Origin of the sequence: Alkalihalobacterium chitinilyticum (assembly GCF_029028005.1) — a bacterium.
GTDB lineage: Bacteria > Bacillota > Bacilli > Bacillales > Bacillaceae_F > Alkalihalobacterium > Alkalihalobacterium chitinilyticum.
Window position 1 is genome coordinate 1 of record NZ_JAOTPO010000004.1, and the last position, 22,528, is coordinate 22,528.

General features: G+C 38.0%; 27 protein-coding genes. 7 read left to right on the forward strand and 20 right to left on the reverse strand.

Features of this window, described 5'->3' with window-relative positions; all coding sequences use genetic code 11:
- From N7Z68_RS07270 to N7Z68_RS07285, 5 genes are all read right to left on the reverse strand, one after another.
- Positions 1-424: reverse transcriptase domain-containing protein (locus tag N7Z68_RS07270; RefSeq protein WP_275117811.1), on the reverse strand; the 424-nt coding region annotated here is incomplete at its 3' end.
- A 700-nt stretch (positions 425-1,124) separates the two neighbouring features.
- Complete coding sequence (locus N7Z68_RS07275) at positions 1,125-1,373, reverse strand: YjdJ family protein (protein WP_373323118.1); 249 nt, start codon at positions 1,371-1,373, stop codon at positions 1,125-1,127.
- Positions 1,304-1,504, reverse strand: a complete 201-nt coding sequence (locus tag N7Z68_RS24340) for a hypothetical protein (RefSeq protein WP_373323119.1) — start codon at positions 1,502-1,504, stop codon at positions 1,304-1,306. Before N7Z68_RS24340 ends, N7Z68_RS07275 begins: the two co-directional genes overlap by 70 nt.
- Before the next feature lie 156 nt (positions 1,505-1,660).
- Positions 1,661-1,903, reverse strand: a complete 243-nt coding sequence (locus tag N7Z68_RS07280; RefSeq protein WP_275117812.1) for a hypothetical protein — start codon at positions 1,901-1,903, stop codon at positions 1,661-1,663.
- 289 nt (positions 1,904-2,192) lie between these two features.
- The gene (locus tag N7Z68_RS07285; protein ID WP_275117813.1) at positions 2,193-2,759 is read right to left on the reverse strand and encodes a TetR/AcrR family transcriptional regulator; all 567 of its coding nucleotides are present in this window, start codon (positions 2,757-2,759) and stop codon (positions 2,193-2,195) included.
- Positions 2,760-2,899: 140 nt separating this feature from the next.
- Here N7Z68_RS07285 and N7Z68_RS07290 point away from each other — a divergent pair, with 140 nt between their 5' ends.
- Together N7Z68_RS07290 and N7Z68_RS07295 are read left to right on the forward strand one after the other, a co-directional pair.
- Positions 2,900-4,957, forward strand: a complete 2,058-nt coding sequence (locus N7Z68_RS07290; RefSeq protein ID WP_275117814.1) for an efflux RND transporter permease subunit — start codon at positions 2,900-2,902, stop codon at positions 4,955-4,957.
- A 5-nt stretch (positions 4,958-4,962) separates the two neighbouring features.
- Positions 4,963-6,810, forward strand: coding sequence for a YhgE/Pip domain-containing protein (locus tag N7Z68_RS07295; RefSeq protein WP_275117815.1), 1,848 nt, complete (start codon positions 4,963-4,965; stop codon positions 6,808-6,810).
- A gap of 147 nt (positions 6,811-6,957) precedes the next feature.
- Here N7Z68_RS07295 and cuyA read toward each other — a convergent pair whose 3' ends face one another.
- From cuyA to N7Z68_RS07325, 6 genes are all read right to left on the reverse strand, one after another.
- A complete protein-coding gene (gene cuyA, locus N7Z68_RS07300; RefSeq protein WP_275117816.1) occupies positions 6,958-7,953 on the reverse strand; it encodes a D-cysteate sulfo-lyase in 996 nt (331 codons plus the stop codon).
- A gap of 220 nt (positions 7,954-8,173) precedes the next feature.
- Positions 8,174-8,665, reverse strand: coding sequence for a hypothetical protein (locus tag N7Z68_RS07305; protein WP_275117817.1), 492 nt, complete (start codon positions 8,663-8,665; stop codon positions 8,174-8,176).
- Between the two features lie 307 nt (positions 8,666-8,972).
- Positions 8,973-9,269, reverse strand: a complete 297-nt coding sequence (locus N7Z68_RS07310; protein WP_275117818.1) for a hypothetical protein — start codon at positions 9,267-9,269, stop codon at positions 8,973-8,975.
- Positions 9,270-9,646: 377 nt separating this feature from the next.
- Positions 9,647-9,802 (reverse strand): hypothetical protein, encoded by a 156-nt coding sequence (locus tag N7Z68_RS07315; protein ID WP_275117819.1) that lies wholly within the window; start codon positions 9,800-9,802, stop codon positions 9,647-9,649.
- Between the two features lie 180 nt (positions 9,803-9,982).
- Entirely contained in the window at positions 9,983-10,537 is a 555-nt protein-coding gene (locus N7Z68_RS07320; protein WP_275117820.1) for a hypothetical protein, read from the reverse strand.
- A gap of 39 nt (positions 10,538-10,576) precedes the next feature.
- Positions 10,577-10,987, reverse strand: a complete 411-nt coding sequence (locus N7Z68_RS07325; RefSeq protein WP_275117821.1) for a hypothetical protein — start codon at positions 10,985-10,987, stop codon at positions 10,577-10,579.
- Positions 10,988-11,134: 147 nt separating this feature from the next.
- Here N7Z68_RS07325 and N7Z68_RS07330 point away from each other — a divergent pair, with 147 nt between their 5' ends.
- Complete coding sequence (locus N7Z68_RS07330; protein WP_275117822.1) at positions 11,135-11,515, forward strand: DUF1761 domain-containing protein; 381 nt, start codon at positions 11,135-11,137, stop codon at positions 11,513-11,515.
- Positions 11,516-11,633: 118 nt separating this feature from the next.
- On the opposite strand, the gene N7Z68_RS07335 is transcribed toward N7Z68_RS07330, so the two are convergent.
- On the reverse strand, positions 11,634-11,828 hold the full coding sequence (locus N7Z68_RS07335) for a DUF4177 domain-containing protein (protein WP_275117823.1): 195 nt from the start codon (positions 11,826-11,828) through the stop codon (positions 11,634-11,636).
- Between the two features lie 368 nt (positions 11,829-12,196).
- On the opposite strand from N7Z68_RS07335, the gene N7Z68_RS07340 reads away from it, so the two are divergent.
- Entirely contained in the window at positions 12,197-12,517 is a 321-nt protein-coding gene (locus N7Z68_RS07340; protein ID WP_441296787.1) for a DUF3592 domain-containing protein, read from the forward strand.
- A gap of 56 nt (positions 12,518-12,573) precedes the next feature.
- On the opposite strand, the gene N7Z68_RS07345 is transcribed toward N7Z68_RS07340, so the two are convergent.
- Positions 12,574-12,945 (reverse strand): hypothetical protein, encoded by a 372-nt coding sequence (locus N7Z68_RS07345; RefSeq protein ID WP_275117824.1) that lies wholly within the window; start codon positions 12,943-12,945, stop codon positions 12,574-12,576.
- A gap of 347 nt (positions 12,946-13,292) precedes the next feature.
- Here N7Z68_RS07345 and N7Z68_RS07350 point away from each other — a divergent pair, with 347 nt between their 5' ends.
- From N7Z68_RS07350 to N7Z68_RS07360, 3 genes are all read left to right on the forward strand, one after another.
- The gene (locus tag N7Z68_RS07350; protein WP_275117825.1) at positions 13,293-13,598 is read left to right on the forward strand and encodes a DUF3784 domain-containing protein; all 306 of its coding nucleotides are present in this window, start codon (positions 13,293-13,295) and stop codon (positions 13,596-13,598) included.
- Positions 13,599-13,802: 204 nt separating this feature from the next.
- A complete protein-coding gene (locus N7Z68_RS07355) occupies positions 13,803-14,735 on the forward strand; it encodes a sensor domain-containing diguanylate cyclase (protein WP_275117826.1) in 933 nt (310 codons plus the stop codon).
- A gap of 135 nt (positions 14,736-14,870) precedes the next feature.
- Positions 14,871-15,080 carry an ATP-binding protein gene (locus N7Z68_RS07360; protein WP_275118068.1) on the forward strand — a complete coding sequence of 70 codons (210 nt, stop codon included), beginning with the start codon at positions 14,871-14,873 and terminating at the stop codon, positions 15,078-15,080.
- Positions 15,081-15,400: 320 nt separating this feature from the next.
- On the opposite strand, the gene N7Z68_RS07365 is transcribed toward N7Z68_RS07360, so the two are convergent.
- The 7 genes from N7Z68_RS07365 to N7Z68_RS07395 all read right to left on the reverse strand — a co-directional run bounded on the left by N7Z68_RS07365 (position 15,401) and on the right by N7Z68_RS07395 (position 22,135).
- Entirely contained in the window at positions 15,401-15,778 is a 378-nt protein-coding gene (locus N7Z68_RS07365) for a cytidine deaminase family protein (protein WP_275117827.1), read from the reverse strand.
- 107 nt (positions 15,779-15,885) lie between these two features.
- Positions 15,886-16,416 (reverse strand): hypothetical protein, encoded by a 531-nt coding sequence (locus N7Z68_RS07370; RefSeq protein WP_275117828.1) that lies wholly within the window; start codon positions 16,414-16,416, stop codon positions 15,886-15,888.
- Complete coding sequence (locus N7Z68_RS07375) at positions 16,403-17,959, reverse strand: AMP-binding protein (RefSeq protein ID WP_275117829.1); 1,557 nt, start codon at positions 17,957-17,959, stop codon at positions 16,403-16,405. Before N7Z68_RS07375 ends, N7Z68_RS07370 begins: the two co-directional genes overlap by 14 nt.
- Positions 17,956-18,795: an SDR family NAD(P)-dependent oxidoreductase gene (locus N7Z68_RS07380; protein WP_275117830.1), complete on the reverse strand. Its 840-nt coding sequence runs from the start codon at positions 18,793-18,795 to the stop codon at positions 17,956-17,958. The genes N7Z68_RS07375 and N7Z68_RS07380 overlap by 4 nt, the downstream gene beginning before the upstream one ends.
- 201 nt (positions 18,796-18,996) lie before the next feature.
- Complete coding sequence (locus N7Z68_RS07385; RefSeq protein ID WP_275117831.1) at positions 18,997-19,590, reverse strand: hypothetical protein; 594 nt, start codon at positions 19,588-19,590, stop codon at positions 18,997-18,999.
- A gap of 1,023 nt (positions 19,591-20,613) precedes the next feature.
- The gene (locus N7Z68_RS07390; RefSeq protein ID WP_275117832.1) at positions 20,614-21,525 is read right to left on the reverse strand and encodes a cation diffusion facilitator family transporter; all 912 of its coding nucleotides are present in this window, start codon (positions 21,523-21,525) and stop codon (positions 20,614-20,616) included.
- A 13-nt stretch (positions 21,526-21,538) separates the two neighbouring features.
- A complete protein-coding gene (locus N7Z68_RS07395; RefSeq protein WP_275117833.1) occupies positions 21,539-22,135 on the reverse strand; it encodes a TetR/AcrR family transcriptional regulator in 597 nt (198 codons plus the stop codon).
- Between the last annotated feature and the right edge of the window lie 393 nt (positions 22,136-22,528).

Genomic DNA, 22,528 nt, shown 5'->3' on the forward strand with positions numbered 1-22,528 from the left:
CTAAGAATTTTCGGATGAGTGAGATGACGTCGCCGTCATCCACTGTTCTTGATATGAGGTTCATCAATCTATCGTGATGCACTGTGTCAAAGAAGCGTTCTAGATCAATGTCGACAATCCATTCGTAACCATCATTCAAAAACTCTAGTGCTTGTAGGATCGCCATTTCCGCATATCTTCTTGGTCTGAATCCATAGCTATATTCGCTGAATTGCTTGTCAAAGATAGGCGTTAGGACTTGGGCTATGGCTTGTTGGATCATTCTGTCCTTAACAGTTGGAATTCCTAGTAGTCGAACCCCTCCATTTGCTTTGGGGATTTCAACCCTTAGCACAGGTTGGGGTTGGTATTTTCTTTGACGAATTTGACGAATGATTTCATCCTTATTTAGTGCCAGGTATGGCTCTAATTCATCTATTGTCATCCCATCGACGCCTGCTGCACCCTTGTTTCTTTTGACTTGCTTCCATGCTAGATTAAGATTATCTCTGTCCAATATTTTGTCGAGTAGTTTTCTTTCATCCATGCTTGTTATTTCCTTTCTGTCTCGTAAAGTCGGTATCCACTTTTGCGCTTATTAGCCAGTGGTCTATTTCCTCTTCCAATCGAGATTTCGATAACGATAAAATTGTTCAGCCCTTCGCTCCTTCTAACTTTCGCTAGGTATCTTCACTACTACGGCTTCTGCTGACTTCTCACTATCCAGTCTTGTATCACTACAAGATTTTGAGGCAGACCAGTGAGATCTCCCCAGTTAAGGTGCGAACTCTTTCCCTCCATCTATCCGCCATATATACACCGTATGATTGTTGTAGCTATTGGACTTCAACTTCTTTTGCAGTCTTATCCTCATACGTCGCCTCTTATATGATTTCTGTTCGTCAGACCGGAGGTTTGCCTCGAGCTTCCTTCAGATTCCACGTCACCATGGACACCCTTGCTTTTGGCTATGTACTTACCGCTACAAGGTCGTACTCGGGACTTTCACCCGTTAGAGTTCGCCCATGCTGGGCGAACAAAAAACGACTTGGTTAGATAAGTAACCAAGTCCTTATTACGATATTTTGTTTATCGCTGCCCGTTGTTGAATAGCAGTTGTCCCGTTAAGCCCCCCGCTATCTCTTTTATACTGCGTTAAGGAGTATCAAATACAATCCACTGATTACCATAATAAGAGGAAACGTTGGTTGAAACTTCGCTGCGTATACAAAATGATCAAGTTGCGATATTTGATTAGCATTTTGTATTTCTCCATATAACAATTGAGAAAATGGTGTTGAATATTCCCATTCCCACGGATTATCTAATATAGCACTTCCTTCATACCAACTGGCAAAAGTAGAAAACAAAAGAGAAGTAATGGCGATTCCCAATTGTATCCAGTCGCAAATAAAATTAGGAGAGTAAAAATCCATCCACTTGTTGGTATTACATAATTAACAAATATGCCAATTACTGTTAGTCTTAGAAAAAGGTAAAAGTAATCATTATATCTTACAAACAAGTGTGAGTATAAATATACGAATGTACTACTCTGACTATACGGGATAGAAGCATCAACTATTTCATCTATCCTTAATCAGTGCAATGTATTAATTGTCTTATTCTGTATTCATTTCATAATGTCAATCATATAACCGTTATTAAACTATCGCTCTCGTTAACTTAATAACCTTGAAATCCCAAAGAATATTAAGAGGATAGCAAGAAAACAAGAAGCTAAGATATACTTTTTATTACCATCTGATAATGCATATCCAAGGACCAAGAAATATAATCCAAATAAAATATTTATAATTCCTTTAAATAAATCTGATTCAATGAATTCTGGCATAATTAAATACACAAATAAAATTGGAAACAGTACATTTGGTTTTTTTAACGTTGTTACTAGAGTTTGCAATACATAACCCCCTAATTTATTAGTAAACAATCCTGCCTTTAGTTTAACATCATTTTCCAATATATAGCATAAAAAAAGAGTTGCATCTATTACAGCCTGTAATTTTACTATTTCACCCATTAGTGAAATAAGGTGCATTCGATTATCTGGTTAATTTTCATCAACAAACCACTACTTGCTTTCACGTTCAATTTTTAACCATCTAGTTTGTGGAGGATTGGACTCTCTAATGTAGTTAAGCAGCCTCTTTACTAGCAGTCTTTTCCCGGTCCTCGGTTCAGCAATGCTTTTATTGAAATGCCGAAACCCCTTTTGTCGCCAGCTTAGTAATGAGTTCCGCCATTTCTTTTGGGGACTCCTTCAAACCATTCTTCAGCCAAGTTTGCAGGATATGGATACTGCCGTTTGCGATAAAAAGGGTTAAATATTGTTTATTTTCGTCGGGCATGCTACTCCCAGGAAACCATGATTTCAGTAAATGGTTGTGGGCTAGCATAATCACTTTTTTCTGGAAAGCCGGGTCACCGTGTTCACTGAATAATACTTGGCAGCTTTCCTGGTTTTCTGCAATATATTCAAGCAATTTTTCCGTCATCTGAATCGCTTCATCATCTTTATTATAGTTGTAAGAAGACAAGGTATTGTTTAAGTCTGCAATAATCTCATCCTCGATTTGTGAAAGAAGGTCGTACAAATCCTTGTAATTGGAGTAAAAGGTGGACCGGTTAATATCAGCCATTTCGCACACCTCTTTAATCGTGATACTCGATAAAGGCTTCTCATGCATTTTCTTAATAAAGCTTTCCTTTAATACATAGCGCGTATATTTCTTTCGTCGATCCATCTTTAAGCCCATCAATTCATCCCCTTTTGTTACATATCCAACATTTTTTTGCAATGTGTTGGAAAACTAATATTTTTTAATAAACTGTTTGTTGATAAGACTACACAGTGTCATTATAATTATTTCTTAGTGAAGACTCAAGGAGTGGTTACATGGCTGACATTGCAGCAAAAATTATAAAACACAATAAAGCAATCGTAATTGTTTTTATGGTACTGACAATGGTTAGTGCCGTCGCACAGTTTTTTGTTCATGTGAATTACAACATGAGTGACTATATGCCTGAAAACACCTCCTCCACCATTGCCGTTGAGATCATGGAAGAAGAGTTTGGTGGCGCGATGTCTAATGCCCAGGTCATGGTAACGGATGTTACCGTCCAGGAGGCACTTTATTATAAAGATAGACTTGAGAAAATTGACGGAGTGACAGATGTGATCTGGCTCGATGATACCGTTGATTTAACGATCCCTCTTGAAATGATGGAACAAGACTTAATAGAAACCTATTATCAGGACCATAATGCTCTTTTCTCTCTCACCATCCGTGAAGGTGACGAAGTCGTTATTACCGATGAAATTTATGAGCTCATTGGCGAGGAAAATGCACTCGTAGGAGAAGCAGCTGATACAGCCGTTTCTCAGAAAATGGCGTTCACTGAAAGCATGTATGCAGCGATGTTGTTAGTCCCAATCATTATAATCATTCTTGTTATTTCCACGAATTCCTGGATCGAACCATTGTTTTTCCTTACTGCTATTGGTGTGTCGATCATTATAAACCTCGGGACAAATATATTTATTGGGGAAATTTCTTTTGTAACACAGTCTGTCAGCCCTATTTTACAGCTGGCCGTATCCCTTGATTATGCAATTTTCCTGCTTCATAGTTTTTCAGAACATCGTAGGAAGACATCCTCACCAGAAGAAGCGATGCAGATGGCGATTAAAAAATCTACTCCGGCTATCGCAGCCAGTGCCGCTACTACTTTCTTCGGGTTTATGGCGCTAACATTCATGCAGTTCGAAATCGGCGCGGATTTAGGAATCAACCTCGTTAAAGGTATTGTATTCAGCTTTATCAGCGTGATGGTGTTTCTTCCTGCCTTGACAATTATGTTTTATAAATGGATCGATAAAACTCAGCACAAACCTTTCATCCCTGCTTTCAGGTCCATTGGCAAGAGAGTGCTGAAGGTAAGATATATCAGCTTGATCATAGTTTTCCTTGTGATTGTGCCTGCTTATCTGGCACAGCAGGAAACAGCATTTATATACGGAATTGGCGAACAACCAGAGGATACTCGCCTAGGGAAAGATGAGACAGCCATAAATGCTGTGTTCGGTAAGTCCACACCTGTTGTACTTCTCGTTCCAAGAGGAGATGTAGCCAGAGAGGTTCAGTTGGAACAAGAGCTTGAGGAAATTGAATATGTTTCAGGTATCATATCCTACAACCAGTCTGTCAGCCCTGCGATACCTCCCGAGTATCTGGATGAATCGATTAGAGAACAGTTCCATTCTGAAAACTACAGCCGGATCATTATTAATACAGAAACAGAATCGGAAGGTGATATTGCCTTCAATGTGTTTGAAAACATTATGGCTGTAGCAAAAACGTATTACGGTAAGGAGGCATTCGCACTCGGAGAAAGTGCAGCCCTTTACGATATGAAAACAGTCATACAAAAGGATAACTACATCGTGAATATACTCACTGTTGTAGCTGTCGGCCTAGTATTATTATTTACATTCAGATCCCTGGCGTTGCCGGTCATTCTGTTGTTGACTATTCAGTCAGCCGTTTGGATAAATCTTGCTGTTCCTTATTTTACTGACACGCCGTTAGTTTTTGTTGGTTACTTGGTTGTCGGTACTGTTCAACTTGCGGCCACTGTTGACTATGCCATCCTATATACGGAGAACTATCTGCACAACAGAAAAGTGATGCCTGCAAGACAAGCGATCATGAAAACGATTGATGACAAGACGTTCTCTATTTCCATCTCGGCTGCGATACTGGCAAGTGTGGGCCTGATTTTATGGATAACTTCTACAAACCCGATCGTTTCATCTATCGGCCTGTTGCTAGGCAGAGGTGCTATTTTGGCCTTTATTATGGTTTTATTCTTCCTGCCGGCGGTACTGCTTGTCTTTGACAAGATCGTCTCTAAAACTACATTGAAAGCAAATTTTTATAAGGAGGATTAATAGATATGAAAAAGATAATAACTATCGTTTTAACAACATCCCTCCTCTCCTTCCCGGTTATATCCGGACTGGCGAATGAAAACCAAGGTCATAATAATTCCTCCTCTCTTGAAGGGTCAAAGGATTTGGCACCTGTGAGCACAGTGGTCGCTCGTGAAGCCTCTTCAAAGGAGGAGGTGGTCTATGGAACCTTAAATTCTGACGGAACTCTGACTGAAATATATGTAGTCAATATGCTAGAGGTTATTGAGCCTGGTTTAATTATCGACCACGGCAATTACACCTCAGTAAAAAATTTAACTGACCTATCCGAAATCAAGAATGTGGACGGTACTGTTCAATTCGATGCTCCCTCAGGTCTCTTCTACTACCAAGGAAATTTAGAAGAAGCTGAACTTCCTTGGGATATTGATATCTCTTACCGTCTCGATGGGCAGGAAATTTCTTCCGATGAGCTGGCAGGAGAAACTGGACGTCTAGAACTGGCCATTAACACTGCCAAAAATGACAGAGGAAATTCGATTTTCTATGAAAATTACACGTTGCAAATTTCTTGTACTCTCGATACGAAAAATATTAACATTATTGATGCAGTCGATGCCAACATTGCTAAGGTCGGGAAAAAGCGGCAGGTCACCTATACAGTGATGCCGGACAGCGACGGCTCCTTCCGACTTACAGCTGATGTGACAGATTTTGAAATGGAAGGCATCAATATTAATGCCATTCCTTTATCTATGGTCATAGATGGTTTTGATGTAGACGAAATGACTGGTGAAATGCGCACATTAAGTGATGCCATTGCTGAAATAAATAAGGGAGTTTCTGAATTAAATAATGGTGTTACTGAGCTCAATAATGGAGTCCAAAAGCTACGTAACGGCTCAGGAGAGTACAATAATGGGATAAGGGAAATAAGCAGATCTTCCGCTGAAGTCATTGAAGCTTCCGCATTAATCGAGGGTGCTCTCGCACAAGTACACAGAGAGTTGAGCGGCGCGCCAGATCTAGATTTAAGCGACCTTGCTGAACTCCCAGCAGGCTTGTCACAAATGGCAAAAGGCCTTTCTGAAGCAGGCGACGGACTGCTCCAGCTCCACGGCGGGTTCTCAGAAGCTTTCAATGCGCTAGATGAAGCTATGAACAAAATTCCAGCCGCTACCCTTTCTGAGGAAGAGATCCAGCAGCTATATGCGAGCGGAGCTGATCCTGAAACCGTTGGCCACCTGATTGAAGTATATACTGCAGCCCAAACTGCAAAGGGAACTTACAATGCAGTAAAACAAGCATTTAGTACGACTGAAGAAGTATTGAAAGAAGTTGGCGGTGCACTTCACGAAATGAGCGGTCACCTCTCTGGAATTGCCAATGAGGTTGGCGCGGGTATGGCAAATATGGAAGGACTGGACGGACTGAAAAAATTAGAAGAAGGCCTCGCACAGCTTTCAGCGAACTATGGTGAGTTCCATTCTGGTCTCGTTTCGTATACGAACGGGGTTGGCAAGCTGGCAGATGCTTATGCTGAAATTCATTCAGGAATTGGTGAGCTAGCAGACGGTACTACTGCGCTGGAATCTGGCGTCAATGAGCTGGCAGATGGCACGGACGAATTAGCTGACGCGACTAGCGACTTACCTGATCAGCTTCAGGAGGAAGTGGATGCGATGCTTGCAGAATTTGATAAGTCCGATTTCGATCCAGTATCATTTGTGTCACCGGACAATCGAAACGTTGAATATGTACAATTTATTCTTAAAACGGAAGCGATCGAAATACCAGATGATAAATCAGCCGCTGTTGAAGAGGAAGAAGAACCAAGCTTTTGGCAGCGATTAAAAAAATTATTCTCTTAAATCACTCCTATTCAACCAGGCAGGTTTGTTCTATCTGCCTGGTTTTATTTTGCATTTAATTAATGGACTCCCAGTTTCGGCAAACTTTTATCCATGAATACTACTCCTACAAAGATCTAAGAATTCACTTCATATCCTTGAACTTTTTTACTGAAAAATCGGCGAATACGCATAAACTGCTGGTGTTCCTCCCGAGTGTAAAAACAAAATGTTATCGCTTGGCTTAAAATATCCTTGCTTTATCAAGCTAATCAAGCCGTCCATTGCTTTTCCGGTATAAACCGGGTCGAGAATGATCGCTTCGGTTCGTGCTAAAAGTTTTACCGCTTCTAACATACCTTTTGTTGGAGCCGCATAGGCCGGACCGACGTAATCATCAAAACACGTGATTTTTTCTTTTGGGATCACATCCTTTATCCCGATGTGAACAGCAGTTTCGTTTGTCAGTTGATGCACTTTGTCTTCCTGTTCGTTTTTCCCGCGACTGACATTCATCCCGAGTACTTTAGTGCTGCCGCCTAAACCGAAAAAGCCAGCGACAAGTCCGGCATGCATTCCCCCGCTTCCACTCGCGCAAATAACATAATCAAAAGATACGCCCAGTTCCTCTGATTGCTGTTGGATTTCTTCGGCACACGAGACGTACCCCGATACTCCTGTCACATTAGATCCACCGACTGGAATAATATAAGGGGAACCACCATTCTCATTGACTTTGGCAGCGACTTGGTCCATTACTTTATATACATCGGTTCCATTCGGGACAATTTGAATCGATTCCGTGCCAAGTAATTGATAAAGAAGGTAGTTACCGTTTGTTTTTAAATCAAATTGGTCTTCTTTATTTTCTTCTAAAACAAGGATGCACTTCATATTTTCTTTGACACATGCCGCTAATGTGAGACGACAATGGTTCGACTGGATGCCGCCTGCTGTAATAATTGTATCGGCGCCTTTCGCTTGAGCATCCGCAATTAAAAATTCTAACTTTCTCGTCTTGTTGCCTCCTTCGGTCAGTCCAAGTAAATCGTCTCGTTTTATGTAAATGTTTGGACCGTTAAGTTCTGCTGTAAAACGACTCGCTTTTTCAATCGGAGTTTGGTTAGGTGTATAACGATTTCGTGGAAAATTAGAGATGTTCATTGTCTCTCTCCTTTGTATTCAATGATTAGTTACGTTTAGTTTACATGAGTTTATTTGTTTGGTGGGAGTTTTTGGGCTATTTTTTTGGTGGAGCGGATTTGAGTAAGTTTTACTGTTGTTTTAATTAAGTCATAACTTCGCATGATTTCTTAAAATCACACTTAGTAAAAAAAGCCCCACATTAAAAAGCAGGGCTAATCACTGATATAGACATATACGATTAAAATTGCACCCCGATCCAAAGTTTTTCGTCACGGACTTCAAAAAGTTTAAGATTTCCGAAACGAATGGATTTGGCTTGTTCTATGTGATTTAAGTTAAGGTTGATAATTCCTTTATGATAGCGGATGAGTGGTGGTTTATTGAGGAGTTTCGTTGTAATCCAATGTTGGTTTACCGGTTTGAGATCCGTGACTTGAAATGATAAATGGCGATTGTTAGCTTCTAAAGGTCTCAGGACAATCTGAAAGTGAATGGGTATTTTCAGTTTCTTCGCGGTCCCGTTGATAACCATTTTGTCTTCAATGAGACGTATAGTAAGGTCTGTAATGCCTTTCACTTTTTTCTTGTTCACAATCCAATCTAACGTACTTTCCGTCACCTGAACTGTAATGTACTTTTCGTCAAATTCGTTCGGTGTATGGGGTTTCTGAATACGAAGTTTTTGATGAGACTGTGAGTTTCCCTTCTTGTCGTCAATAAACTTCTCCAATGAAAAAGTACCTCCCTCCTCTCGATATGTAAGAATATTTTTATTGGGAAAGTATTTAATCATTTGGAGCAGTGTGCATGTATGTTCCCTTTTTCTTATAGGACAGCTGTTTTTACTAAATTGACTTGTCCTCGACCATTTTATTTCCAGTCACTAAGCTTTATTCAACTCAAACTTGTATTATGCGAGGAAGAAAAAAGATGACTTGATGACCGTTTCCTCATATTACTGGTAATATCGGGTTCGCATCTTATCTTTATGGCCCGCTTCTTCCTGTTACTGGTAATATGAGGGGCATATCTTCTCTTTATGGCCCTGTTCTTCCTGTTACTGGTAATACCAGGGTCATATCTTCTTTTTTTGGCCCTGTTCTTCCTGTTACTGGTAATACCAGGGTCATATCTTCTTTTTTTGGCCCTGTTCTTCCTGTTACTGGTAATACCAGGGTCATATCTTCTTTTTTTGGCCCGCTTCTTCCTGTTACTGGTAAAACCAGGTTCATATCTTCTCTTTTTGGCCCGTTTCTTCCTGTTACTGGTAAAACCAGGGTCATATCTTCTCTTTTTGGCCCGTTTCTTCCTGTTACTGGTAAAACCAGGGTCATATCTTCTCTTTATGGCCCGTTTCTTCCTGTTACTGGTAATATCAGGGTCATATCTTCTCTTTTTGGCTCATTTCTTCCTGTTTCTGGTAATATCGGGTTCGCATCTCCTCTTTATGGCCCGCTTCTTCCTGTTACTGGTAATATGAGGGGCATATCTTCTCTTTATGACCCGTTTCTTCCTGTTACTGGTAATATGAGGGGCATATCTTCTCTTTATGGCCCTGTTCTTCCTGTTACTGGTAATACCAGGGTCATATCTTCTCTTTATGGCCCGCTTCTTCCTGTTACTGGTAATATCAGGTTCATTCGGGTACACCAAAACCGAAGTCTGATATTGGAATGAATTACTTTACCGCGCCGCCTCGACACAGTACTCATCATCTCGTCAATGCAAAATAAATCACATAAAACCAACTAAAAACCCCATGAATGATTGCCCATAGGATCGATTGATTGACACTCCATGAAATGGTGATTGCTAAAACTGATCCGAAACCAATTCCTGTTTTTACCGCTGTATTTTTATCGCTCACTCCAAAAACCTCCTTCTCTTCACTTAATGGGTACCTATCGCAAGTGTGTTCAAAATAGTTTATTTGATATATACCCTGTTCCACATAACAGTATGAATAGTAATCGTCGCCTTAAACTTCTCCCTATGAATGGATTACCTGGATGGGTGCCTTTTATCGTTGCTTCAAAAGTTGTTATAGCTAGAAGTTCATCTGTTTTTCGATCGTCATGAAAACTTGTGATAACGCCCCTTTTATCGTTTGGTCTGAGACGATATCATCATAGAGTCCGAAATACCAGTACGTAAATTCTGCTTCTTCTGTTGCTTGTAAACCAATAATATAATGATTACTAATGTCTTTTAAATCTAGATTTTCTTCGTAGGAAAAATCTTTTTCAATAAAAGAATAATACGATTTACTCGCATCAATAAAGAAAAACGGAATTTGAGTTTCCATATAAACATTAGCATATTGATCTTCTGACGCCTCATTTAAATGTTCCTTCGTTATAAAAACCGCATCATATATTTCAAGTTTTCGCTCCAATAAATCCGTAAATTGAATGGTTGAAAATTGAATATGTTGTTCTCTGACGGATGGCAGCTCTCCAATCACCGCGATATGTAATGGCCGTCCTTCATACTGTTCGAGTTCTAGAATGGGAGCATCTGTTAAGGGCCTTCCGGAACACGCCATAAGGAGTATACCCAAAATAAGTAGTAAGCCGACCAAACTTGTATTACTCTTAAACATGACAATCCCCATTTCTAGTAAACTTTCTAGCTTAAAACGTTATTTTGCTGCTAGATAAATAGTTTCCGTGTAGTTTCCATTTGCTATTTTCCACTCTACAGTAATTTGAGCATCATTAATTATTTTAATAAGTTCTTCTTTGTCTACAGATCTTTTGGATTTTCCTTCCATCCAGCCCGTTTGTTCTTCAAAAGTTCCCATTTGCCCTTGAAAGTTTAATAGTTCTAATGAATGGGGATTTTCTACCTCATAAACAATAGAAGTTAGTTCATCTTCACCCATGAATTTCAGTAAGATTTTTTCACTTAAAGTGTTATCTGAAATTGTGTAATGAATTTCAACATTACCATATTCTCCTTCACCAACTGCTGTCACCGAATCATTTTTAGGCATACACCCAGCTAGAAAGAGAGAAACAAGAAGGATCACTAAAACATTTTTTATTTTCATCTCCGACCTCCGATCTGTAACTGTAATCGTATTTTTAATAAGAGCTTTAACACTTCTTTAGCATATATAGTTACCTTAACCTTACAATTATAAAGTGATATAATTCAAGTAAATGAACCCATATAGACTATAGAAAGAGGTAATGCAATGTTTTTAGCTATCTTAACAGGATTTCTTATTTACATGGTTAGTGGTATGATTTATTATTCCATTCTAGGGAAACGTTGGGTCAATTTATTACATATTAAATTAGAAAAACAACCTAACTATGGGCTGCTAACATTCGTCACTTTATTGACGACCCTTTTACTTTTTGGCCTCCTAAACCTTTCCCAAGCCGAAACCTTAGTAGATGGTGCGCTCATTGGCGGCAGTGTAGGGTTAATCGTTGCGCTTGCCTATGCCAAAGACTTTATTTTTAGTTTAGGATCAAATTCAAAAAACGCCATTTCTCTCTATTTTATTGCCGTCGGTTACCATGTTATTGCCCTTACTGTTATTGGTACTGTTATGATGTTTTTTATTTAACATAAACGGAACTGAGGCATAGAGAAACGATCTTTATGCCTCTCAAATTAGCTAAATGGATGATCAAGTTTTTTAATAATCCTTAAAAATTCTCAGGTTGTTCTCTCAACTTTACCCTTTAATCTATCTTCTTTTCGAAAATGATCTCGTAAAATTCAGCAGCCCCATACCCTGCAATAGCCGGCGCAAAGATCTGTACTAACCTCCAACCTTCTGCCCCATGCTGCTCAATGACCGTATGATAATCTTCTTCAGGTTTTGTCCCTTTCCATGTTGACTTTAAGTCGACTTTGACAAACTTATATTCATACATAAACGATAGCCTCCTCCATTCAATTCAATACAATACAACTACCATACATACGAAGCACAAACATTTTGGTTTCAACTTTTTATTAGTGTTTATCCATAAATTAATATAAAATGTTACTTGGAGCTTGAGTCTTCGCCTACTCCGCTTTAAAACTCTTAATTACTTCTTTCGACTATAGAAATAAAATAGACAACCACCTAGAAAAGGAAAGCTTCTCGCTATTTATTTTTTTAGAAATATATTACAATTATCGAAGAATAATTTTCTATTACTAGTAGAGGTGATGCTATATCGATCAAACTGTACTTTTCATTGGAATTTCATTTTTACTATACGGGATTTATACGCTTATAAAAACAGATCGAACGATGAAGCAATCGAAGGTAACGAAAGGCAAGATTATTGATTTACGTTTAGAGCCTGTTGCAAGAGCGATGGCCTACTTTCCTGTAATTGAATACTTTGATGAAATTGAACAAGAAGTAAGAACTTTTAAGTCCTACATGGGTTATGACCGTCACAAGTACGAGATTGGCCAATCGATTGAAGTTCGATATTATATTAAAAATAATAAAAAAGAGCTTATGATTAATAATTGGTCTTCCATATGGGGGAAAGGTGTTTTTGCTGCCGTTTTTGGTTTCATCTTTTTTCTAATAGGATTAGGTGGTTCCGTTACAATCTATTAAACTCTAAATCACCCTAAACATAGTAGAGATTTGCGAATTCATTGTTTTTACAAAATCTACTTTTCCCAAATCAGTCTGATATCTTGGTGATCTTTACCTTGAATATAGACTTTATTGATGTTGTCTGTCGGTTCATTAATCGTTATTGAGAAATCAGCGTTTGGATTGACACGACTGACTAGGCTGTACTTTATGCGAATATAGAGAGCATCATTAACAGATGTATACATATACTTGCTAAATCCAGTGGCGCTGCTTGACGTATACCCTTTTAGGTGGATCGTGTCTTCAAGTACTTCAATCGTCGTCAATCCGATTGTATCCGTTGCAGCATACTCCCGTTCAACGTAATAAAAAAAGCCTAACCCAACAATGAGGCTTACCAATAAAGCCAAGCAGCTAAGTAATATTTTACAAAAATTCCCCATTTTATCTCCCCTGCCCCATAAATTAAGTATACAATGAACTTAAGAGCGCCATTTATTACTACATCACGAATTTCCATTTATCCCTATATCCTTTTTAACTAGTATTATTATAAGTGATCTCTTAATCGATCGTTTGAATATTTCTAAAATTTCCTAGGCAAGCGCAGAAACCGACAATTTTCAATGAAGTACTGTGGAAGTTCGACAGTGATTAGTTCAATATGAATGGGGAAATTAGATTGAAACCGATTAAAAAAAGACTAGTTTTAGTTATATGTATTACATTCCTGCATCCTATTTCCCTACCTGACCTATTCATTAATTGAAAGAAAGAGAGGTATAACAAAATGACTCATTTCGTTACTGGTTTATTCTTTATTTTACTAGGGTATTTGATCAAATATAAACAATGGAGTTGGTTAATAGCGGGGTATAACACTTCTTCTAAGGAAGAAAAAGCAACATACGATAAACAGGCGCTTTGTAATGGTGTAGGGAATTTTATTTTTTTATTAAGTGGGCTACTATTTATTACCGGACTAGGTGAATTCCTTAACATGACTTGGATTACCAAATATAGTTGGATAATAGCTATAATAGCCATCATTCTTTTTTTAATTTACGCCAATACAGGAAATCGCTTTAAAAAATAGAATTTATATTGTAACAGTTCATTTTCCACCTCTCTACACACAGTCTTATTTATGTGTCTGTTTATATAAAGTTAATATAATTTGACAGACAGAAGATCATTATCTTGTTATAATTTAGATGTTTGCCATGTTCATAGAATTGAAAACTCATTATGGCACATAGATGTAAAACATCTAAATTTTACAAAGCGAAGGAGTTCAATAATGACTTACAAGGCTGCAACTGACCTACTGGAGTTAGTGAATTCATCGATTGAAGGAAAAATGTTATTTATCGGTAAAACATCAGAAGATACTTTCTCAATCATTAAATCTATAGATAACGGTACAGAGATACCGATTACCGATAACCAAGAAATACGGCTTAAAGAATCCTATTGCCAACAAATTTTTTTTGGTAGCCGTGAACCCCTTATCATCAACGACTCTAAATCTCATCCATTCACTAGCCAATTAGCGGTTACGAATGATTTAAATATTCAATCATACATCGGTGTACCCATCTTTTATAAAGACGGAGAAATGTTCGGGACTTTATGTGCCCTAGACTGCAAACCTTCACATTTCACTGAGAAAGATATTGATATTCTAGTAAAGTATTCTAATCTCTTTTCATACGTTATCGAATTAGAAAAACAACTGAAAACCGATCCGCTCACCGGTTTATATAATAGAAGTTACTTAGCTGATAATTTTGAGTTTATAGCGGATAAAGGGGCTGTCATGCTTCTTGATTTAGACGGGTTCAAACAAGTCAATGATACATATGGTCACGATGTTGGAGATCTCGTATTGAAAGAAGTAGGAAATCGATTAAAACAAACGATTGGCCCTAATGATTTAGCCATCCGGATGGGCGGCGATGAGTTTGTCCTTTTAATCCCTCATCAAACAGACAAAAACTTGTTAGATCAGCTTGGTAAACAGTTAACTAAAGACTTATCCAATTGGACGGCATTTGATTACACCATTAACGTCTCTACAAGTATCGGTATAGTTCAGTATCCACAGGAGGGTAAAGAACTAAGTAAACTATTGAAAAAAGCAGATCATGCAATGTACGAGGCAAAGAGAAGTGAGAAGAACACTTACCGATTTTATCTAAGTCCCTCTACCTGCTCTCAATTGAGTAAGTGAGTTCCACTTCCGGATATACTCTAGTTTAAGAATCTAAATAAAAAGGATAATTCTAATGCCAAATGAGATTGTTTCAGTCAATACTCTTCAAAATGAAATAAAGAAACTAACCAATATTAATCAATTGATCTTGGAATCGCTGATGACTGGTCAGGAATGTCAAATAAACAAATTGAAAAATTAGGAGAGCCCTTCTTCTCAACGAAAGAAAAAGGAAACGGTTTAGGAATGGTGGTCACTAAAAACATTATTAAAAACCGTAACCAAGGAAACATTCACGTTGAGAGTAAACTTACGGTTGGTACCACCTTTACAATTGAACTTCCTGTAAAACTTCAATTATAAGCGCAAGTGAAAGTGTGAACCACATGCGATCAACATACAAAAACACACAATCATCTGTGTGTTTTTACTCTCATTTTATAATTGTTAAGGTGAACCTTCATTTTTTGCTTTATATTTGATCATTAAATCTCTAACCAGACTTAGTGAGAAATAAATGAATGTGGATATCAAACTCAAATGTTGTTTGTTTGCCCAATCTGTTCATTACTGCAACCAATCAAAATTAGGGCTAACAAGGGTAAAATCATAATCAATAGGTAATTTTTCATTTTATCACCTGCTCTCTTTTTGATATGGTCATTTAAAGGTAGTTGGCTATATTAGTTCCAACGATAAGGCAAGATCTCCTCAAGACTTACTACTTTATTTTCTTCAACTAATATTTCGGCTTCGATATTTTTAGGATTAATTTGATAGATAAATTCCCTGCACCTGCCACAAGGAGGATAAATCTTTCCTTCAGGTCCCGCGGCAACAATCTGGGTAATTCTCGTTTCATTGTTCGTGATCATCTGTGCGATCGCGGCATGTTCGGCACAAAACCCCATTCCAGACGGCGCATCGATACATACCCCTGTGTAAACGTTCCCCTGTTCCGTCACAAGCGCACAGGCGACTGAGCCTACGTAACAATTTTCTGTTAGCTTTTGCGGGTTTACCTTACTCATTGCAAGGTCTTTGAGTTGATTTATTTCCATATTGCATCCCTCGATTTTTATTTTTTGTGGCCGTTTATAGCCATTTCGTTAATTCTGTTTCCAAGTAATGATCTTGTTCCCTTTTCTACAGCAAATCGAGCATCTTTCTACTGCAATTCATCAAATGGATAATAGATTTCTCGTCCATCTTTTAAGATAACACTGAATTGCTCCGCCATAAAACTCCCTTGATCTTCCACTTCCGACAAATCAGGGATATACCAGTGATAAGCGTTAACTCGATGTTGAATGTCAAAGCCATTCGTTTGAAACCGGATATAGTCCACCTGATTCGCATTCACATACCCGTACCAAAATCCAATGGGGCCACTATGGATGTGACTCATATTATCAGTTCTAAAGATGAGATCATTACTTCGGTCATTTGTCGCTTGACTTATCGTTCGTGCACTCCAGCCGGTTAATCCTTTGACAAACTCTTCCCCTTTAATATAATTACCTGTATCAAAAATGACAATCGTACTGTGTCCAGTCTCTATTTTTTCTAAAATTTCTAGCGCCCCTCGTTTTTCAGCAACACGCTCGATCGTAGAATTTCCATAGTATTGGACACCAATAATAGAAACAATAAAACCAATGAGAATAGCAATAATGAACAAGAGTCTATTTTTCTTCATTTTCGATCCTCCGACGTAACTGTTTTTTATCCAACTTACCTTGTAGTGTGTAGGGCATGTGATGAACGAATGTTATACTTTTAGGGATCTGAAATCTAGGCAATCTCAGACGCATCCATTCTAGTAAATCTTTTTCCGTAAGATCAGCATCTTCTGTTAGAAGAACAAATGCGGTCAATCTCTGTCCAAATTGTTCATCTTGTACCCCGACTACAGCAACATCTTCAATGAAAGAATGTTGTATCACTACTTGTTCCACTTCGATTGGATACACGTTTTCACCGCCAGACACCACCATGTCATCGCTTCGCCCGCATAGAAAGTAATAATCATTTTCATCCTTGTAAGCTAAATCACCGGTTTGAATCCAGGTGTTGTTTTTATTGCTGATTGACCAATCATTTTTAATACAAAGCTGACCGACCTGCCCGCTTTTCCCTTCTTCCATCTGCTCATCGACTCTTACAGCCATCCCGTTTATTCTCTTACCTATGGTTGCAGGAGAATAGCGCAAATCTTCAGGTGTAGCGATGAAGTTAAGTCCTGACTCGGATGTGCCGTATAAATTATAGAGTACATCACCCAAGAAGCGCTGCGTCTCATCGACCAGTTTAGTACTAAGCTTTGCTCCACCCGAAGCGACACATACTAGCGATCGCAAATCGTCGACATTGTGTTGTAACATTTTTTGCAGCATTAAAGGAACTAGAGTAACCACTTCCGCTTGGTGGTCGCGGATAAGCCTGCAAGCTTTTGACGCCTCAAACGTATGACTAATCACTACTTTTTTCCCTAATGGAATAAATAATAAGAGGACCGCAATTCCATACCCATGAAATAACGGTGACCCAATATAAGCTGTTTTGTAGTTTAAAATTTTCAAACGTTGAAGAAAGGCTGCAAACGGATTTAAGTAATTAAATAGGGACGGTTTATGGGGTGCTTCTTTCGACATTCCAGTCGTACCGCTCGTTTGCAAGACCAGTTTACTCGTGGAATACCGTGGTAAAGCTAGCTTTGAAGTCTTGGTTGAATGGACAATGTTATCAATTGCTGCAAGTTGATCATGATAACTTAAGAGTTTTGCATTGGAATAATCAGAGTGATGAACTACGTCCGTAAATTCCAAATCGTATATTAAAAAGTCAAAATCATGACGCTCGACAAATTGATTAAACTGGCTTGTCTTTAGTTCAGCATTTAATAAATATAAGTCTGCTCCTAATCGGGACACAGCAAAAATAGCTTTCACAAGAGAAGCATGATTTTTACAAAGAAAGCCGACCTTTTGACCGCTCTGTATTTGATAGTTCTCTTTTAGATAGATAGCTAGTTGATATGATTCTGCTAGCAATTGGCTATATGATAATGTTTCCTTGTCATCTACTAACACGGTTTTATTAGCATATTTCTTTTCCGCAAAATGTAATAGAGTCATCAAGTTCATTCCACAGGCAAAAAAGGAAGTAATGAACCGGTACAAACCGAGTGGTGACAGCAATTTTATCTTGTATAAAACATAGATAAGCTTGAATACCTTCACCGGCCCTTCCCCCTTTTCTTTGTTGAAACCCCGCTAAAATTGGATAGAAATATGGAAGCGATCTGACCGAAGATGAACCACCAAGGCTGGTAAGTTTTCTTTTTGGTGTACATGCTTTTACAAATAATTCTGGCAACATAACCTGGAGACATTGCCGGTAGATTTCGATAGGTTGCTGTAGGTTCGATCATCGGTGTTTTAATTAAAGGAAGATAGACCGATGTCGTTGATACTCCTTGGGCATGTAGCTCAGGCGCTGTTGAACGAAGCCACACATCAAAAGCTGATTTCGATGCTTGATAGGCCGCAAAATACGGAACAGGTGCTAGTCGTGCATTAATCGTGGAAACATTAATGATATGGCCTTTATTTCTTTGAAGATGAGGAGTAACAGATAACAGCAATTGAACAGGAGCAAAATAATTAATCGCCATCGTCCGTGTAAAATCATGATAACGGTTTAACGAGTCATTGATGGATCTGTGAATGGATAAACCAGCGTTATTGACTACGACATCGAGCCCATGTGGCAGTCCATGTAGAAAAGAGAGAAAGTTCTCCATTTCGGTCGCATCTCTAAGATCCGCTTGAAAAACACTGACTCTAGCATTCTTTGTTTCAATCGTCTTCTTTATTTTCGCAAGTTCGTCTCCTCTTCTTGCCACTAAAACTAAATGACAGTCTACATCTGCCAGCTCATAGGCTAATTCTTTTCCAACACCTGAACTAGCACCCGTTATAAGAATTGACTTACCACGAATGACTTTCTTTAACTTCTCTTTGTTACAAGAGATCGGACGAAATAAAAAATAGTCCCAACAACGTTGTTTATACATATGGACACCTGTTTCACTTTCATGATCGTTGTAATACGCATAGCTCATTATGTCTAGTTGTTTTGTTGCATTTACTCATTACATTTACTTAATACATTACCGTTTAACTTTACCATAAGTATCCATTTGTCGGTTAGTTTTCTTATTACACTTTAAACAACATTTACATATGACCTTTGTTCGTACTATCCTGAAAATGTTTTATTGTGGTAAGCCTAAATCTGCTTTTTCACATACTAGTAAATCTTTTTGTTTTAAAACCTCAATGACCTTTTCATGTTCACTTTCTCCAATAATGATGTTAAAACTCTTATCGTTTTTTAAATGAAACTTGAACTTAAGATGATGGTCTTCTTTTCCAAAACCATATTCTTTTTCATGGACTTTTAATGAGGAGAACTCCACTTTTTCAATTTGGGACCACTCATGAAAAACACTGCCAACTAAAACGCCTTCCTCTTTTAATTCAAACGCTGCGAATAAAGAGCCCCTGGAAAACATTAGTGGCAATATTGCTGGTGCGAGCAGAAAGAACGCATCGTTTCCAGAGTAAAGTGAAACATTTGCAACTACAGCACATGTAAAACCAATAAGGTAAAGAGGACTTTCGAGGAGTATTAATTTAGGAGTCACTGTCCTCAACTGAACCCCCATTTGCTTATAAATAAATGGTTGATTCTCAATCGGATAAAGCGTTTGTCCACCCTTTTTATTATTAATCATAAATTTAACCGCTAAATACACATAAAGTAACGGAATAATCCCTACGATCACCGCTACGATAAATTCAAACATCTTACCACCCCTTTTGTTACATAAAGTTACTGAGCATGAAAATACACTAAATATCAATTGCTCTAAAACGGTTTTAATAAATCGGCAATTAAACTTTAATACTTGCTTATTATTAGTTACGACTGGCGAAAGGAAAAGTTTCGCAGTTTTAAAAAGTGTTCAAAAACTGCTTCGCCAAGAACGTTATTATAAAAAAATTAACTAAAATTTCAACTCTCTATACATACGAATGGGATATAATGCATGTAGTTCTCTTTTAGATCGCGTTCTATTAAATAAAGTCATCAAGAAGAGCTTACGAATAAAATACAGGCCTAACGAGGTGTTGAAGCATGGTTACTTTAATGAAAATCCTTATTGGTTTCTTCATATTTTGTTTAGTGACATACATACAGGATGCTATTTTTCGAGTTATAATGAAAAATAAAATGGACATCCCTAAAATTTATCGGCTTTTTCCTTTCAGGTTTGGGATAAAGAAAGTCTATGAAAAAAAGCTTTATTCTGATAAAAAGACTGCAAATAAGAACCATGGGATTTTATACTCTTTTTATGCTTTAGATTTATTTGTAGTAACCTTGCCGTTTACCATAACAAAGTGGAAGTATTGATGGATGGATAACATCCCTGTAAATGGAACAACCAGCATCCTATTCGATGATGCTGGTTGTTTAATAGATGGGATCTTTCTTAGTCGTACAGTAGTTCCGCCATATATTGCATCGTTGAAATCGCCATCTATTCACATTTTGGACAATAAAACAGTGAAATTGGACAATATATTTTGAAATTGGACAATAAAAAGTGAAATCAGACAATAAAATTTCAAATTGGACAATAAAATCTCCAAACCCGACAATATCATTAAATGAACTTACACATTCTCCCTCGCTATACCAACAGACATGGACTATTAAGCTATCTTCTACACATTTAGCGAAAAAAAGTACCCGTTAGAGTAGACTTTTTAAGCATCTTCTCTAACGGGTACAACTTTATACAGAGACTTCCTATTTCGTTTGATCAACCGTTAACCCATTTCCGATCATTTGTAAATGAAACGGTTAACCATTTTTTATAGCGTAAATCTTTTGTACGTTTATTAATTTCTTCACGAATTAAATCTTGTTCTGCGACGGTTTTTACTTTGGATTGCTCATTTAAAATAAAGTCAACTTCGATGAAAAGCTTACCGCCTACCTTGGACATTCGCAGCATCGAATCTTCTATTTGATATTGGGCTTGGATCGAATCGATCACCGATTTAAATTTCTTTTGGATCAGTTGGTCGGGTGCCATTTCGAGTACTTCTTTTGAAGCTTTTGCAATTTCTACAATTGGAACCTTCAAGAAGAACCCAGCAGAAAGAAGAACCATAAGCGGGTCAATATAAGGGGTTAAAAACGTAAATCGAGTATAGGATAGAAGCGCTGCGATGAAAAATCCCACTAGGACTGCCGCACTAAGTACCATGTCCATTCTCCATTGATTGGCCTCCGCTTGAATGAGGCCTGATCCTTGCTTTTGTTTCTTTAAGTACACAAATACGCCCCAACATGCTACCGTAGATAAAATAGAATAAAGAAGAGCGGACCCGATATTTGTTTCTCGACCACCTGATACAAGCGCCTCCAATGCTGAGACCACGGCAACCAAACAAAGTATCAGAATGACCGCATACTTAATAATAATGACTAGAGGTTCAAGTACCTCCTTACCGAATGGAAACTTCTTCGTATCCCGCTTCTGAATAAATTGTGCTGCAAATAAGGACATCAGGGACAGCATGACACTAATTAATGAATAAAGTCCATCGAACATGACCATTTGTGAAGAAATGAGATATCCCCAAACGACACCAGTCACAGCAAACATGACCGCACCATAAACTGAAATCTTCAACAACTTTTTTTCCAATGCATAATCACTATGCATATTAACACCTCGTCTAGGCTTTGTTTAATGATTGACTGTCAGTCAGTGCGCTTTTTATAAACAGTAATACTTGATTTTTACTATGTTCCATACTTCTATCACTTTCATTAGTTAAATAATACGTTTCCGCTGAATTTTCTATTAAATCTATAATCATTTTAGCTAACGAATTTAAGTCTAGATTTGTATGAATGAGCCCATTTTGATTGGCATGATCAAGTCGTTCCTCAAGCCAGCTGTAATAAGGCTGGTATATTTCTTCCCACCGCTCAAACGAATGGTAATAGGCGAGTCCGGAATAACAAAATAAAATCAGCTCACGGTACTCCTTCGTAATATCAAATGTAACTTCGACGATCATTTCAAGTGTATGAAATATCGTTTCTTCCGCATTGAAATTCTGCTTTATTTTCAAGAAAAGGGCATTTAGTATCTTCTCGGCAATAGCCGGAACAATTGCACTTTTGGAGTCAAAGTATAAATAAAATGTACCTTGGGCAACTCCTGCTTCTTTGACGATTTGCGAAACTGACGCTTTCTCAAACCCTTTTTCTTTCATTACAGTTAGTGCAGCATTCACTAACAATTCGTATTTGTTGTCTTGCTTCATTATCAATCCTCCAGTAAAAGTAGTCACTGACTGACTGTCATTCACTATTATATCACGAATGACAGAATTTGGCTACTTTGTCCGCATTTACTTCCGAAAAGAGCATACGTCCTTCATTTAAACGCTATAAACTGTTGTGTTGATTATAATGTCTTGTATTTAACTGTGCTGATTGGTGCATGAGCAACCATCTGCCTTGATTAGTGTGCAATTATGGGGATTATTAGGAAATTGCGCTTATCAATAGTGCTGGTTCATGTGCGTTTGAGGGAATTTTTAGGAGATCTCGCTTACGAATTGTGCTGTTTCGTGGACGCTTGAGGAAATTTTTAGGAGAGCACGCTTACGAATAGTGCTGTTTCGTGGACGTTTGAGGGAATTTCTAGGAGATCT

Coding starts and splice junctions, on each gene's coding strand:
- N7Z68_RS07285 (WP_275117813.1), bottom strand. CDS start 2,759: ATGGGCTTAAAGATGGATCGACGAAAGAAATATACGCGCTATGTATTA.
- N7Z68_RS07290 (WP_275117814.1), top strand. CDS start 2,900: ATGGCTGACATTGCAGCAAAAATTATAAAACACAATAAAGCAATCGTA.
- N7Z68_RS07295 (WP_275117815.1), top strand. CDS start 4,963: ATGAAAAAGATAATAACTATCGTTTTAACAACATCCCTCCTCTCCTTC.
- cuyA (WP_275117816.1), bottom strand. CDS start 7,953: ATGAACATCTCTAATTTTCCACGAAATCGTTATACACCTAACCAAACT.
- N7Z68_RS07310 (WP_275117818.1), bottom strand. CDS start 9,269: ATGACCCTGGTTTTACCAGTAACAGGAAGAAACGGGCCAAAAAGAGAA.
- N7Z68_RS07320 (WP_275117820.1), bottom strand. CDS start 10,537: ATGTTTAAGAGTAATACAAGTTTGGTCGGCTTACTACTTATTTTGGGT.
- N7Z68_RS07325 (WP_275117821.1), bottom strand. CDS start 10,987: ATGAAAATAAAAAATGTTTTAGTGATCCTTCTTGTTTCTCTCTTTCTA.
- N7Z68_RS07330 (WP_275117822.1), top strand. CDS start 11,135: ATGTTTTTAGCTATCTTAACAGGATTTCTTATTTACATGGTTAGTGGT.
- N7Z68_RS07335 (WP_275117823.1), bottom strand. CDS start 11,828: ATGTATGAATATAAGTTTGTCAAAGTCGACTTAAAGTCAACATGGAAA.
- N7Z68_RS07340 (WP_441296787.1), top strand. CDS start 12,197: ATGAAGCAATCGAAGGTAACGAAAGGCAAGATTATTGATTTACGTTTA.
- N7Z68_RS07345 (WP_275117824.1), bottom strand. CDS start 12,945: ATGGGGAATTTTTGTAAAATATTACTTAGCTGCTTGGCTTTATTGGTA.
- N7Z68_RS07350 (WP_275117825.1), top strand. CDS start 13,293: ATGACTCATTTCGTTACTGGTTTATTCTTTATTTTACTAGGGTATTTG.
- N7Z68_RS07355 (WP_275117826.1), top strand. CDS start 13,803: ATGACTTACAAGGCTGCAACTGACCTACTGGAGTTAGTGAATTCATCG.
- N7Z68_RS07365 (WP_275117827.1), bottom strand. CDS start 15,778: ATGGAAATAAATCAACTCAAAGACCTTGCAATGAGTAAGGTAAACCCG.
- N7Z68_RS07370 (WP_275117828.1), bottom strand. CDS start 16,416: ATGAAGAAAAATAGACTCTTGTTCATTATTGCTATTCTCATTGGTTTT.
- N7Z68_RS07380 (WP_275117830.1), bottom strand. CDS start 18,795: ATGTATAAACAACGTTGTTGGGACTATTTTTTATTTCGTCCGATCTCT.
- N7Z68_RS07385 (WP_275117831.1), bottom strand. CDS start 19,590: ATGTTTGAATTTATCGTAGCGGTGATCGTAGGGATTATTCCGTTACTT.
- N7Z68_RS07390 (WP_275117832.1), bottom strand. CDS start 21,525: ATGCATAGTGATTATGCATTGGAAAAAAAGTTGTTGAAGATTTCAGTT.
- N7Z68_RS07395 (WP_275117833.1), bottom strand. CDS start 22,135: ATGAAGCAAGACAACAAATACGAATTGTTAGTGAATGCTGCACTAACT.